Origin of the sequence: Thalassospira xianhensis MCCC 1A02616 (genome assembly GCF_003326475.1) — a bacterium.
In the GTDB taxonomy this organism is placed as follows: Bacteria; Pseudomonadota; Alphaproteobacteria; order Rhodospirillales; family Thalassospiraceae; genus Thalassospira; species Thalassospira xianhensis.
On sequence record NZ_JPWA01000004.1, the window covers coordinates 204535 to 219068 of the forward strand.

Annotated in this window: 9 protein-coding genes; 3 read left to right on the forward strand and 6 right to left on the reverse strand. The window is 55.5% G+C overall.

Annotated elements, in window-relative coordinates:
* Positions 1-37 precede the first annotated feature (37 nt).
* From TH5_RS05775 to TH5_RS05790, 4 genes are all read right to left on the reverse strand, one after another.
* A complete protein-coding gene (locus tag TH5_RS05775) occupies positions 38-1507 on the reverse strand; it encodes a M81 family metallopeptidase (protein ID WP_114121070.1) in 1470 nt (489 codons plus the stop codon).
* Between the two features lie 90 nt (positions 1508-1597).
* Positions 1598-2653 carry a TRAP transporter substrate-binding protein gene (locus tag TH5_RS05780; RefSeq protein ID WP_114121052.1) on the reverse strand — a complete coding sequence of 352 codons (1056 nt, stop codon included), beginning with the start codon at positions 2651-2653 and terminating at the stop codon, positions 1598-1600.
* A gap of 94 nt (positions 2654-2747) precedes the next feature.
* The gene (locus tag TH5_RS05785) at positions 2748-4028 is read right to left on the reverse strand and encodes a TRAP transporter large permease (RefSeq protein ID WP_062953091.1); all 1281 of its coding nucleotides are present in this window, start codon (positions 4026-4028) and stop codon (positions 2748-2750) included.
* Complete coding sequence (locus tag TH5_RS05790) at positions 4025-4546, reverse strand: TRAP transporter small permease (protein ID WP_114121053.1); 522 nt, start codon at positions 4544-4546, stop codon at positions 4025-4027. The genes TH5_RS05785 and TH5_RS05790 overlap by 4 nt, the downstream gene beginning before the upstream one ends.
* 365 nt (positions 4547-4911) lie before the next feature.
* Here TH5_RS05790 and TH5_RS05795 point away from each other — a divergent pair, with 365 nt between their 5' ends.
* Together TH5_RS05795 and TH5_RS05800 are read left to right on the forward strand one after the other, a co-directional pair.
* Entirely contained in the window at positions 4912-5796 is an 885-nt protein-coding gene (locus tag TH5_RS05795) for a MurR/RpiR family transcriptional regulator (RefSeq protein ID WP_063091877.1), read from the forward strand.
* A 28-nt stretch (positions 5797-5824) separates the two neighbouring features.
* Positions 5825-6775 (forward strand): sugar kinase, encoded by a 951-nt coding sequence (locus TH5_RS05800; RefSeq protein ID WP_114121054.1) that lies wholly within the window; start codon positions 5825-5827, stop codon positions 6773-6775.
* On the opposite strand, the gene TH5_RS05805 is transcribed toward TH5_RS05800, so the two are convergent.
* Both TH5_RS05805 and TH5_RS05810 read right to left on the reverse strand, forming a co-directional pair.
* Positions 6769-11187 carry a translocation/assembly module TamB domain-containing protein gene (locus TH5_RS05805; protein ID WP_114121055.1) on the reverse strand — a complete coding sequence of 1473 codons (4419 nt, stop codon included), beginning with the start codon at positions 11185-11187 and terminating at the stop codon, positions 6769-6771. The two genes, TH5_RS05800 and TH5_RS05805, sit on opposite strands and share 7 nt — an antisense overlap.
* A complete protein-coding gene (locus TH5_RS05810) occupies positions 11184-13178 on the reverse strand; it encodes an autotransporter assembly complex protein TamA (protein ID WP_114121056.1) in 1995 nt (664 codons plus the stop codon). The genes TH5_RS05805 and TH5_RS05810 overlap by 4 nt, the downstream gene beginning before the upstream one ends.
* Before the next feature lie 278 nt (positions 13179-13456).
* Between TH5_RS05810 and TH5_RS05815 the strand changes: the two genes are divergently transcribed.
* Positions 13457-14534, forward strand: a 1078-nt coding sequence (locus tag TH5_RS05815; RefSeq protein WP_114121071.1) for a GNAT family N-acetyltransferase, incomplete at its 3' end; no start/stop codon positions are given.

Consider the following 14534-nt stretch of genomic DNA (forward strand, 5'->3'; position numbering starts at 1 on the left):
GGGGCAGCGTCCTTATCAAGTCTGGTGGTGGCAGCAATCAGCTTGCTATTGCGGCAAAGGGATCGTCAACAATCGGCCAGATCGGGCGCGTCAAATGACGGTATCCATTGGTTTTCGGGTCGGACGGATAAGGTCCGTGGACATCGACATAAATGATCTCGCCCGCGATCTTGGCGAACGCATCGTAGAAGTGATTGGTCGATTTGATAAACAGATATTTTTTCGACGTCGGATCAATGCCCATATTCGAAAACAGGCTGGGATCGAAACTTTGCGATCTGTTGGAATTCAGAATCACCTCGCCCCCACCCGGAAGCTCGATCACTGCGCAATCGCCCAGCGGCACGATGCTGTCACCAAAATACTGCCATGAATCGCGCCGGATTTTTTTCACCCGCACTTCGGCATCAATCGGTGCCCCCGCATGTGCACCGGTTTTTCCGCCAAAGCGTAACGGCAATGTCGCGCCCTCGCCGGCCGAAATGCAAATCCGAACCGCCATCGGGTCCCAGATGGTGCCAACCGCAAAATCACGAAGCCCGCGTTCCATTGCGGCACGCAGCAAAATCGTGCTGTCACCCGGCACGCCGCCCCCCGGATTGTCCCACACATCGGTCAGAACAATCGGCCGGGCGTCGCTTGCCAATGCCTGATCAAGCGCGACATCCGCGGTTACAAAACTTGGCCGTGTCGTACCACGGAATCCGAAAAGCTCATGCCCCAGCTTTTGGGCAAGCTCGTTTGCCTTGGCCGGATCATTGTTGGTGGTCACAATCACCTTGGCACCAAGATCGGGTACATCTCCGGCCATGAAGCCGTGAATAAACGATACCGAAAGAACATCACCGGCCCCCTCCATCGCCTTGGCCCGATCAATGAAGGACCGCATCGGTTCGCGCGACGTCGGCAGAACTTCGATCATATGACAGTCAAAAACCGCCTTGGTCGGCGTGATCTCTCCGCGAAGCGTACGCAACACCAGGTCAACCACCGAACGCCCGGCATCGACAAAATCGGTGTGGGGGAATTCCTTGAACGCGACGATAATATCGGCGTTCGTAATGCGCTGCTCCGTCAGATGGCTGTGCGGATCATAACTGGTGCCGATAATAACATCCGGGCCAACAATGTCGCGAACGCGCGAAATCAGATCGCCTTCGCAATCCAGATATCCTTGCGCGACCATCGCCCCGTGCAGCCCCAGAATAACCGCGTCAACCGGCATGGCCGCACGCAACTGGCCCAGAACCTCGTCACGCAATTGTTCATAGGTTTCCCGGTTGACCAAGCCTCCCGGCTCGGCCCAGGTGGCGGTACCCTCGATCAGTTCCCAGCCTTCCTTTGCCGCACGCAGGCGCGCCTCGGTAAAGACGGCACTGCACAGCGTCGGGGTCACCGGGTGCTGTCCGGGCGGGGCATAGAAGCTTTCCTTGAAATCGGAAAAATCGGTGCGCAACGGCGAGAATGTGTTGGTTTCGGTCGCAATGGAGGCGCAAAAAATCCTCATGACCCCATCCTTTTTGTTCTTTGTAATCATCATATTTTATGTGCAAAAGAAAAAAGCGTGCGGGTGAAGCACCACCCGCACGCGCATGGATTATTCCATGTAGCGGTGGGCGTTGGCTTTATCGACTTCCGTCTGGAACAGTTCGAGAAGTTCAACGCCTTCCGTGCCCAAAGATTCCTGAACGTGTTTGACCACGACCGGCTGGGTTACATCTTTAAGCTTCTGACGCTCTTCCGAGCTCAGTGCCGTGATTTCCATTTTGTCGGTCAAACCGGCAAGACCACGGTCAGATGCTTCGATCACGCGCGATACACCACGGCTGGCAACCACACAGGACTGTGCTGCATAACGAACAATCTTCTGCTGGTCGGCAGTCAGATCATCCCAGAATGCTTTCGACAGCATGAAGGTGTAAGGCGAAAACAGATGGTTGGTCAGGGTAAGATAACCCTGCACTTCGTTGAACTTGGCAAAGGTCACGGTCGGGACCGGGTTCATCTGACCATCGATCACGCCCGTCTGAAGGCCGGCATAAACTTCGCCCCACGCCATCGGATAGGCTTCTGCGCCCAGTGCCTGCATGATTTTCTGATGCGACGGCAGCGACATGGTGCGAACACGGATGCCCTTGAAATCGTCCAGCGTTGCAATCGGATGCTTGGAGTTGGTCACAGCAAAGAACCCGCCCGTATCCGGGAAACCAAGAACCTTGACATCGCCAAGGGTGTTTTCAATATCTACCGCCAGTTTCTGACCAAACGGACCATCAAACACGTCATAGGTCGATGCGTTGCTGTCAAACGCAAAGGCAAGGTTCAGAACGTCGATACGCGGATAGTAGGATGCGATCGCCCCGGTCGAGGTCAGGGTCGCCTGAATGAGACCATCGCGAACCATCTGCACATGTTCGGCAGCCGAGCCAAGCTGGTTGGACGGATAAACCTCTACCTTGATATCGCCATTGGTGTCGGCTTCGACAATGTTGGCGAAAACAGCGGTGCAGGCATGCGCCGGGTTTTCAAACGGATCCATTTTGTTGTCATGGGCAAATTTCAGAACCTTGGGCTCTGCATAGGCCAATGACGTGGTGCTGGCCAGCATGGCCGTCGCAAGGGCAAATGCCCCGAAACGCTTCATCGTATTCATTCTACCTCTCCTTGATTAAGGCCTTTTATTTCTGTCCACGGTCTTGTTTTGGTGCCCCGATCCGGACCTGATCGGAGCGTTTCATTGCCACTGGTTACCGGAAGCCAAGCAATCGCGGGATCGCGAGCGCAAGATCGGACCAGAAGGCAAACAGGAACAGCACACCCAGTTCTGCCAAAAGGAACGGCCAAAGCTGGGCGGCAATTTTTTCAAGCTTTTCACCCGTGACAGACGACAGCACGAACAGGCACGCACCTACGGGCGGCGTCATCAACGAGATATTGAGTGCAAGGACAAAGATGATCCCGGCATGGATCGGGTCCATGCCGATCTGAACCGTCAATGGCACAAGAACCGGCGCCAGAATGATCAGGATCGCATTGATATCCATGACCATCCCGATCATCAGCAACAGGGCGACAATCATGAAAATGACCATATAGGGATCGGACGACAGCCCCAGAACGAGGCTCGCAACTTCCTGCGGGATGCGATTGAAGCTCAGCCACCAGCCAAGGATCGACGCAAACGCGATGATGATGAAAATCACCCCCGTCACCCTGGCGGTGCGGATCAGCATCTTGAAGAAATCGGCAAAGGTCAGCGCACGGTAAATAAAGATACCGATAAACAGCGCATAGGCCACTGCAACCGATGCGGCTTCGGTCGGGGTAACAATCCCGCCCAGAATGCCGCCCAGAATGATCAAAGGCATAATCAGGGCCGTGATCGATGATTTGAAAATCTTCCAGATTTCCAAAAGGTTAGCACGACGTTCGTTTTTCGGCAGGTTCTTGGATCGTGCGGTTACTGCAATCACGGTCATGCAGATCAGACAGATCATCAGCCCCGGCAGGATACCGGCGGCAAACAGCCCGCCGATGGAAACCCCCATCAGCGACCCGTAAACAACCATCAATCCCGACGGCGGAATGGTCGGGCCGATGATCGATCCGGCTGCGGTCACCGCACAGGCATAATCACGGCGATACCCTCGTTCGACCATGGCTGGCACAAGTGTCTTGCCAAAGGCCGCCGCATCGGCAGTCGCCGCCCCGGTCAGTCCGGCAAAGAAAACCGATGCCAGCATGTTGGTGTGCGCCAACCCGCCGCGGAAATGCCCGACAAGCGCCTGCGCAAACAGGACAAGACGGCTGGTGATGCCGATATGGTTCATGATCTCGCCAGCCAGAATAAAGAACGGCATGGCGAGGAACGGGAATACGTTCAGACCGTTAAAGACCTTGCTTGGCCCCTGAACAAGGAACATGCCCCCGCCCATGTCATAAAGGCCGATCACACCGGCAACGCCAAGGGCAAAACCAATCGGCATGCCCAGAACCATCAGAACGACAAAAGTAATACCGACGATCATTCTGCTCCCTCCGCCAGATCAATGGGAACGAAGCGGCCCTGATCGCGAAGCGCAACCAGCAACAACTGAATGGCAGCAAGCAGGGATGCAACCGGCACCGCGGCATATGGCAGTGCCAGCGTCATGCCAAAGATCATCGCCTGACGGCGCATACCGCCCGCGGCAAAATCAAAACCGTAAATTGCCAGATACAGAAACGCGCACAGCGCAATCAGATCGACACAGAACAGGACCGTGCGCTGCACGGGCATCGGCGTATTAAGGATAAACATCCCGATACCGATATGTTCGCGCCGCGCAATCCCGGCCGACACCGCCAAAAGAGCTGCCCAGATCATCAGGTAGCGCGCAAGTTCTTCGGGCCAGGGCAGTTGCCAGTGGAAAATGTAACGATCAATCACGCCCAGCCAGACATCCAGCACAAGGGCCAGCATCAGGACGGCAATTACTCGTTCGACCACCCAGTTCAGGGACCGGCTGATCAATGCGGCTGTGGCTTCAACACGGCGCAGCGCCATCTTACTCAATCTCTCCGCTGATGAATGTTTTATGTAATTTTTCTACATCGTGATGATATTTTTGTAGCTTGTCTACATATTTTTGAGTCATAATTGCAAATATCACCCTGAATGATCTGCAACTAATGATATTATAGGTAGTTAAACTACATTTTTACCTATATTATTGGGCCACCCACCGAAAAACGACAACGGCGATCAAACAATTCGACAATGAACGCCCTGCCCGCTTTACGGTTAGATCCGACAGGATGGGTAATCTCGGGATCAAGATCGAAGCTATCGCCTGTAAACCGAAAAAGTGATATTTATCAGCGTGGTGTCGGTAACAACACCTCATATTCGAGAATGATCGGAACGCTTGCATGCAACCTACTGTCGATATCATCAGCCTCCTGCGTCGAAAGGCCGGGACCTTTCCCGCACGTGAACAGCGGGTTGCCGACTACGTTCAGGATCACCTGCAAGACGTCACCACGATCGCGCTATCCGATCTTGCGCAAAAGGTTGGCGTCAGCGAACCGACCGTGATCCGGTTTTGCCGGACCCTTGGATGCGACGGGTTTCGTGATTTTAAAATACGACTGGCACAGAACCTTGCCGTCAGCATGCAATATCTGGCCCCCGAAGACCTGGCCGATGATACAACTGCCGCCGACGTGCTTTCCAATCACGTTCTGGGCGTGATTGTCGATAATCTGCGTCTGCTACGCGAACAGCTTTCAAGTACTGAGATCGACAAGGCCGCCGATATTCTGGCAAATGCCCGCCAGATCGCCTTTATGGGGGTCGGCGGCGGCTCCACCACAGTTGCCTTTGACGCTGCCAACCGTTTCTTCCGCCTTGGCATTCCCGCACAGGCCCAAAGTGATGGTTACCTTCAGCGTATGCTGGCCTCCACCTTTGGCGAGGAAGATGTGCTTTTTGCCATCTCCACCAGTGGCCGACCGACCGAACTGATCCACAGTGCCGCCATTGCCCGCCAATATGGTGCAAAGGTCATCTCCATGACTCACCCGCAAAGTCCGCTTGCCGCTGAAAGCGACCTTGTGATTGGCATTGATATGCCTGAAAACCCTGATATTTATAAGCCAACGGCCACCCGGCATGTTTTTCTGGCAACCATCGATATCATTGCCACTGCGGTTGCCCGGCGCACGCCGGACCGAACACTTGAAAAACTTCGCCGGATCAGGTCATCTTTGCTGACTCTCAATCCGCCGACCGGCCGCCAGCCTATCGGCGACTAATCACGCCACCATCCCCATCGAGGCCCCAATGACCCGTACTGCCTTTATCGGCGAATGCATGATCGAGCTTGCCGGAACATCCCCCGGCAGCATTTTTGGCGCAGCCAATCTCGGCTTTGCCGGTGATACGCTTAATGGTGCGACCTATATGGCACGCACCAGCCGCCTGCTTGCAACGCCTGATACAGATGTTTCCTACATCACGGCACTGGGCACGGATCCCTATAGCGACGCAATGATTGCCGCGTGGCAGAACGACAATATCGATACAACACTGGTCCGCCGGATCGATGGCGCGCTGCCCGGTCTTTATGCCATCCAGACCGATGAAACCGGTGAACGCAGCTTTTCCTACTGGCGCAATAATTCCGCCGCGAAACAGATGCTTCAGGGCGGCCACGATACCGTGTTGCGCGATGCGCTTGGCGGGTTCGATTGTCTGTATCTTTCTGGCATCACACTGGCAATCCTGTCTGAGAAAGACCGCCAGACCCTGATCAGCATCGCAAAGGACTTTGCAAAACAGGGCGGCAAAGTCTGCTTTGATACCAATCACCGTCCGCGTCTTTGGGCCGATCAGGACGATGCAATGGCGACCTATCTGGCGATTGCCCCCCATTGCCACACTGTCCTGCCGACATTTGACGACGACAGCGCGCTGTTTGGCGATGCAACGCCCTCTGCCACCGCCAAACGCTGGCATTCGCTGGGCGCGGACGAGGTTGTTGTTAAATGCGGTGGTGAACCGACCTTTTATTCGATCAGGGACGGCGAAAGCGGCACCGTCACCCCGCCCAAGGTCACCGATATCGTCGATACGACGTCGGCCGGGGATTCCTTTAACGGATCATACCTTGCCGCCCGCAATGCCGGGCGCGATGTGCCTGCCGCCATTGCCGTTGCGCAAAAGGTCGCTGGCCGCGTGATTTCACGGCGCGGGGCACTTGTGGATATCAGCGATATCAAACTTGATCAGTAATCCAGCCGGAACTGAACACCGGCCTTGCTGTCGATTTCGGTGGTTTCGCTGGTCACGCTGATATTTGGCGTCAATTCAATCTCGACCTCGACCCCGCTTGACCCCGGGGTCGTGCCGGTTTTGGTGCCGACATAGACCCCGTCCGTCAGGTATTTACCCACCTTGACGTTCGGGCCGTCTTCTCCGCCGCCGACCTGCAAAACATCCGCCCCGATAAAGCGACGTACCGAACCGACGATATCAAGTCCGCCGCCCCCGCCCGAAAGCTCGTTCACCGCACTGGCAAGCTGGACCGCCTCAATCGCGCTCAGGCTACCCTGCGATTTGCCAAACAGCACCTGCGACAGGATTTCGTCCTCCGGCAGGGACGGATTTGATGTCAAAACCAGTTCCGGGTCGCTTGCCGGGCCTTGGAACCCGGCGGTTACGGTCAGGTCATCGGTGGTATAGACCCCTTCGATGTCCAGTAATGGATCGGGCGGTGTTGCACCCGAAAACGTGATCTTGGAATCCTTGATCACGAAGGTCTTGCCAATGATATCCAGCTGCCCGCGCAAGGCCTGCAACTGCCCGACAATAACCGGATCAACGGTGGTGCCACTGATATCAAGCTTGCCACCCCATTCGGAATCAAGTCCCCGTCCGCGCACAAATAAACGTCCCGGAATATCAACCGTCACATCCAGATTGCCGACAAAACCCGATGCCGCGTCTTTCTTTTTCTCTTCTTCCTCGCGCTGCCTGGAATCTTCAATATTCTCGACATCAAGCGTCGAAACCGATGCAGGCAGCGCAAGGGTCAGGTCGACTTCACCACGGCGCAGCGTCACATTGCTTTGGATATCGGCAGTCTGTTCGGTTCCGGTAACAGATGCCGTCACATCAGCCCAGAATTGCAGTTCATCCTTACGCGACAGCGCTGCGTTATCAACCTTAAGATTCGCCTTGTAGCTGACAACCGGATCGTCATCCAATGTTACCTCGGCAGATCCACTGATCCGGCCATTGCCGCCATCCGTTGCCGTAATTTCCGGCACCCGCAAACCGTTCTGATCAAAATCACCACTGATCGTGATCTGTTTCAGCAGCGTGCCATATTCCAGATGCTCATACGCCCCATCCGAAAGGGCGATATTGCCATTCCAGTCGAGTGCATCAAGTGTGCCGCTCGCAACCACATCAAGCTTGAGATGCCCGGACATGACATGATCAGGTGCCGGAACATAAGGCCAGAATTGTGCAATTTCCCCATCCACCTTGACCAGCGCATCAATCGGCGCATCCGGATCAAGTGTGAAATCCTGTTTCAGGATGGAAACACCCAAAGGCACGGTACCACGCGCCTCAACAATCTGTGCCTCTTCATTACCAAGGGTGGCGTTGCCGTCAAACTGACCGTCACGCAACGCCAGATCAAGCACCATCCCAAACGGCGCCATATCCTTTACAGCCGCAGTCGTGATGTTCTCAATTCCGCCCTTGACGGTCGCAATCGGCAATTGTCCGGACGCTTCGGATATATCGGCGGTCACATTCATCGTACCATCCAGCCCGCTTAACCCGAACATCTCCCCCCACGGCCCCAGAACGAGGTCGGCAATTTGCGCATTGGCGGTAAAATTGCGCTTTGGCCGATGGTCAAGTTTTGCGATCACCTGACCGGCACCGACATTCAAAGCCGCGTCAAGTTTCTGCTGTCCGCTTTCTGTCTGGGTAAATAACAGAGGTTCGCGAAGGGCGATGTTCTGACTGCCGATATTGATATCAAGCTGATCGGCACGAACATTGATCCCGTCTGAAAGACCAACTTCCATATCGCTATCAAGCTTGACCGGAATGTTACCCTGAAGCCGACCATTAGCATCAAGCGCAATTCCGATGGCCGACATATCACCGGTGATTTCTGTGCCCAACCGATCCACTGCAAGCGGCGCAAAACGAATATCGCTGCCATTCAGTTTCAGGTTGAAACCCGGCTTCTCGAATGCATCAAGGATCGAACCCGCCAGAACAACATCCTCGATCGCGGGCTGTTCGGCCCCGTCTTCGGCGGCAAGTCGAATGCCTTTCAGATTGGCATTCACGTCAATCTGCTGCTGGCCTGATTTCGGAACGAATGCAACATCGGCGGTTCCCGCACCATTCGTAACCGGTACCCCAAAATCAGACAGCATCACCGCATCAAGTTTGCGCACTGAAAGCTTGCCGCGCATCGGCACGGCATAATCTGGCAACATCAAGCTACCGACCAGTTCAAGCCGTTCACCCGTCAGGGCGATATTATCAACCCGCAACCCATCCGCGGGCAAAACCACATCAACCGCCAGATCGTAATTGCGCCCCATCAAACCGAACCCGGCCTTGTTGATCAGCGACAATACTGCCTGATCGGACCAACGCATTTCAGTCACAAGATCAAGCTTTTCAAACTTCTGCCCGCCCGCCGAAACCGATGGCGTTACAAGCTTGATCGTTCCCGCCGGTGCTGCAATATCCCCGTCAAGATTGATCGCAATCGTCGCCGGGGCGATGGAAACACCTATATCTGGCGGCACCACACCGGATTGAACCGAAAGATCAGATTTTACCGACAAATTACTGAATTCGTTTGATATATCGATTTGCGCCGGACCGGAGACCATCGCAGTAGCAATCTGATCAAGTGTGATCGACAGATCAAATGCGTCACTGACAGCAAGCTTGCCATCAATGGTTGGCGTCGCCCCGACAATACGATCAAGATCGGTAATGCCAAACCCGGTCTGATCGGCCTTGATTGCAATATTGGCCGTACCACCCTGTTCAAGCGACCATGCCAGATCGCGTATCGCAACCTGCCCCGTGCCAGTCAGATCAAGCCCCGAAATCGGGGCAAAAATCGCAAGATCGCGGATATCGGCAATCAACTCGCCATCCGTCACCGCCATCACGTCATTGATATCGGTCGTGCCGTTAACCGAAATGCCCGGCGTGGTGATGTTGATTTTGCCAAGGGCAAACTTGCTGAAATCCGGTGCAATTTCTGCATCAAGGGCAACCTGCTGCGTATTGCCCAGCATCGCGCCAAGATCGGCATCCTGCCATTCATTGCCCGAAACATCGATCCGGCTTTGAACAGAAAACCCGTCTTCATCACCGCGCAAATCGGCATCAAGTGCCAATGTTCCGATGGTTGATACCGGCGTTGCGACCTGATCCCCGCGCAGCATGACATTCACATCGGGCAATTCAAGCGGTCCTTCGGCATGCGCGGTCAGATCAAGCCCGCCCCACGTCACCGCATCCTCAATCAGTCCCGATACCGCCGAATCAATATCCCCGCGTAGATCGGCAAGAACCGTGCTGTCATCAAAATTGATTTCCGCCGTGGCCGCAATCGTCGCAAGCCCGGATTTCGCAATATCGCCGCGCGTGATCGACAGGATACTGGCATCGGCGTCAAACTGCCCACCAATCCCCAGATCAACGTCGCCCCGCAACGGTTCCGGAAGCTGCGCGGCAAGGTCGCCTTGCGTTGCCAGCAGACCATCAAGGTCAAACCCGATCCGGCTGTCATCCAGCCGAAGTCTCAAATCACCGCCAAGCGTGACCAAGTCACTTGCCGCAAGCTCAATCCGCCCTTTCCAGCCTGCCGCCGGGCCATCGCCCTTAAGGCTGATCGTGACATCTGGCGCATCTTCGGGTGCCAGCCCGGCCAGGGTCATGACCAGTCCGGCACGATCCAGCTTGCCTTCGATATCGGCCTTTAATCGCTGCGCATCGGCATCAAGATCAAGCTCGACACGCAGCCGGTCGATGCTGTCATCAAGAGGCCGCAGATCAAGCGACAAAGCCGCTTCAAGGTTTTCGCGGATCGTCGCACTGGCGCCCAGACCGTATTCAAAACTTTTGCCGCTGGCCGGATCGGAAATACGCACATGCTCAAGCGCCAGTTTGCCAAGTTCAATGGCAAGTGGGGGCGCAAAACCGCCCGACGTGGTTTCTTCTTCCTCGACGGCGTCTTCGGTTCCGGACATATCGGGCAAGACCACATCAATCGCGGCACTTTCAATCCGATCAATCCGAAGCGTCCCACCCAAAAGCGCAAGCGGTGACCAGTCAAACCCGAACTGGCTGACCTCCACGGCCAGGCCATTTGACGGCATCGACACCGACAGCCGGTCAAGCGAAAGCCCCGTCCAAAGACTGCCTTCAATCCGGCCTATTTCGAAATCGCCCTCTATCGCCTCTGCCACCGTGGTGTTTAACCACGGCGTTACCGCCCGCAATACCGGCCCGGTTCCGGCAATGCCGACAATCGCAATCATCATGAGCAACAGACACGCAAACGCAATCGCTCCACGTCGCGCCCATTTGGCAACCTTTCCACGTTTGGTGGTTCCGGATGGTTTGGGATCGTCAGGCAACGTCAAAATGCTTGTCCAAGGCTAAGATAAATCTGGAAATCGTCGTCAATATTGTCACGCTTATCAAGCGGCACCGCGACATCAAAACGAAGCGGCCCGACCGCCGTATAATACCGGAAACCAAGCCCCGCCGCCCAAAGCAGATCAAGATCGTCCGGGTTGCTTTCTTCAAACACATTACCGCCTTCGATAAACGGCACGATGCCAAAGCTTTCCGTCACACGTGCGCGGAACTCAATCCCGGCTTCAAGTACCGAACGCCCGCCTAGCGGATCACCATCATCATCAAGCGGCCCGACTTTCTGATATTCGTAACCGCGAACCGATCCGCCACCACCGGAATAGAACCTTTTGTTGGCCGGAAGATCCGAACGATCTTCGCCGATAATCATCCCGGCACGCCCCCGCCCCGCAAGGACATAATCGCCTTCGTCGTCAAAGGCGAAATATTGCGATCCATTGAATGAAACGGAAGTGAATTGCGCGCTCGGGCCACTCAAACTGGTATAGGGCGATACGTTGAATTCAAGCCGGTTGCCCTCGGTCGGATCAAGCGGATTATCGGTGCTGTCGCGCCGCAAAATACCTCGCAAACCGCCAAGATAGAATTGCTCATTAGGGGAATCAGCCCCCGTCAGGTCGGAATATTCCGCCGTTGGGCCAAGCGTAACCGACCAGTAATCGCCAAACTTGCGTTCGACCCCGACAAAGCTTTCGACCAGTTCGCCGTCATAGGCATCCGTGCTGTAACTCTTGGCCGAAGCATCCGCAACCAGCGCCTGACGCCGCTTAAGAAACTGCGGCTTGCGGAATGCAGCTTCAAGGCCCTGGCTTTGCCCCGACCCTTCGATACCAAGTCTGAGCCGTTCGCCCGCTCCGAACAGATTGCGGTTTTCCCAGAACGCATTCGCCCCCGGCCCGTCGGCAGTTGAAAAATCAACCCCGCCACCAATCGTGCGATGTTTGCGTTCCTGCACTTCGATCTCGACGGGGATTTCACCATTTTCGGCGACCGGCCCGACCGGCTTGACGATCACGCTGTCAAACAGGTTCGATTGCGCCAGATCGCGGCGCGTTGTCCGGACTTCTTCGGGGGAATATTTCTGCCCCGGTTTCCAACTGCGATAACCGGCGATGAAATCTTCATCAACGGTTTCGGCTCCTTTGACACTGACCTTGCCAAAATTGGCTTCCGGTCCGGTGATCAGCTCGTAAGTCACGGAAATGGTTTTTTCCGCCGTATTCGCGATCACCGTGCGCTTGCCCGCCTCCACCAGCGGGAAACCGCGATCTCGCATGAAATCAACTGCATATTGTTCGGCCAGAATGATCGGGTCGGCAGCAGCACGCTGCCCAAGATGCAGATTGGTACGTTCCAGTTCCTCATCCGTGGCTTCGCGGCGCGTCGTATGATCCGGGCGGACAATAACCAGTTTCACTTCCGACAGAAGATAGGGCTGATTGACATCAATCTGATAAACCAGATCAACCGGATCGGGCTGCTCCGTACTTTCCGGTGCGCCTGCCGCCGGTTCACTTGCCGCACTGACAACGTCATCGCCGTCCCCGCCATTTTCATTATCCGATGTATTCGGATCATCGGGTTCGGCTTCGCGGATATTGAAAGACACCTGTCCATCATAGAACCCGAAGGACCGCAAAACGGTTTCAAACCGCTCCACATCATCCTCGGCACGGCGCTCAAGCCCGGCAAGCGATGGCGTCGGTCGGGATTGCAGGCGGATCGATGTGCTGACATCGCGTAACGCAGCAATCAGTTTCTCTTCCTGCGGGTCGATACCTTCGATCTGGACTTCATAGGGGATTGTCGCCCCCAAGGCATCCTGTGCCGCACTATCGCTGTCCTTGCCGAAACCAAGTTCGGATAGAACGCCATCGCCCGAACAGGCCGAAAGCGCCGTTCCCATCAGCAAAACAGACACAACACCAATGCCTCGCAATCTGGATTTGCGGTTGTAGCGTTTATCCGTATTCACCGACGACGTCCCCAATATTTTCACTCGGTCCCGATAGACTTATGTAACGTCCGGCCGCGTTCATTGCACAGGCCGATCCGTTTATTGTTTTAAGGCACTTGCCAAGCGTCTACCATATTTTCATTCTATACGCAGGTCGAATGCACCAACGATCAAACAGCATGAAAAAATGGCATGGCTGTGATCGGTAATCGCACTTGTCAGAAAAAACTGTTCCGCTTACTCGAAGTTGAGAGCAATCTGCTTGCTGCTGCCACCCAAATGCCGGAGGCCACCCATTGACTTCAAACGTGACTTCAACCCCGTCCCTGCCCGTCATCATCCGAAACGCCACCCGTTCTGATCTCGATGGTCTTTGCGCCCTTGAAAGCGGCAGCTTCACAAGCGACGCGATTTCGCGGTCCGGCTTTTCGCGCTTCCTGCGTCAGGCATCCGCCCGTCTTCTTGTCGCTGATGCCGGCGAAAGCGGCAAACCCGACATTGTCGGTTATGGCCTGCTTTTGCTGCGCGCCAATACGACGACCGCGCGCATTTATTCGCTGGCGATTTCCGACAACTGGCGCGGCAAGGGTCTGGGCACGCAACTTCTCGCCGGGCTTGAAAACCTGGCGATCGATGCCGGATGTGTGCGTATCCGCCTTGAGGTCCGCATTGAAAACAGCAATGCCCGCAATCTTTATGACCGCCACGGTTATCAGCAGATTGCCGATCTGCCCGGCTATTACGAAGACGGTGCCGATGGCATTCGCCTGCAACACGATCTGTATGACATCCCGACCGAACGGTCCCCGGCGGTCGCAACCGGTGCGCCTCTAATCCTTGTGGATCGCCTGAAAGACCTGCCATTTCAGGTCCCCGGTGCACGCATCATGCGGGTGCGTGAATATCTTGCGCTTGATCATGGGGTGCGCAACCGCCGTGTGATCAACCTGTGCCAGTCCTATGAATATCTGTCACGCGGTTATTATTGCAGCCTGCTTGCCGCCGCACGCAGCGAACGCGTGATCCCCGAAGCCGACGTGCTTCTGGATCTGAACTGGAAACGGTTGCAAAAGACCGCACGTGCGGAAATGAGCCCGCAAATCGTCGAAGCATTGACCAAACCCGGCGATCACCCGACCAAAATCGACGTATTCTTTGGCCGCACCGTCGATAAACGCTTCCGTGATATCGCCCAACGCGCCTTTGATCAGTTCCGCTGCCCGATCCTGCGTCTGCATCTGAACCCGTCGGACAAGAAAATCCTGCGCGAAATCGAAGCCCCGGCACTAAGCCAGCTGGGTGCCGAAGACCTGCCCGCATTTGAAAGCGCCATCCGCGCCTATCTGCGCGGCCGCGTGCGCAAACCGGCGGCTG

Bases quoted from the DNA above. Each gene is read 5' to 3' on its own strand.
- TH5_RS05790 (WP_114121053.1), bottom strand. From the start codon at position 4,546: ATGGCGCTGCGCCGTGTTGAAGCCACAGCCGCATTGATCAGCCGGTCC.
- TH5_RS05800 (WP_114121054.1), top strand. From the start codon at position 5,825: ATGACCCGTACTGCCTTTATCGGCGAATGCATGATCGAGCTTGCCGGA.
- TH5_RS05785 (WP_062953091.1), bottom strand. From the start codon at position 4,028: ATGATCGTCGGTATTACTTTTGTCGTTCTGATGGTTCTGGGCATGCCG.
- TH5_RS05775 (WP_114121070.1), bottom strand. From the start codon at position 1,507: ATGAGGATTTTTTGCGCCTCCATTGCGACCGAAACCAACACATTCTCG.
- TH5_RS05795 (WP_063091877.1), top strand. From the start codon at position 4,912: ATGCAACCTACTGTCGATATCATCAGCCTCCTGCGTCGAAAGGCCGGG.
- TH5_RS05780 (WP_114121052.1), bottom strand. From the start codon at position 2,653: ATGAATACGATGAAGCGTTTCGGGGCATTTGCCCTTGCGACGGCCATG.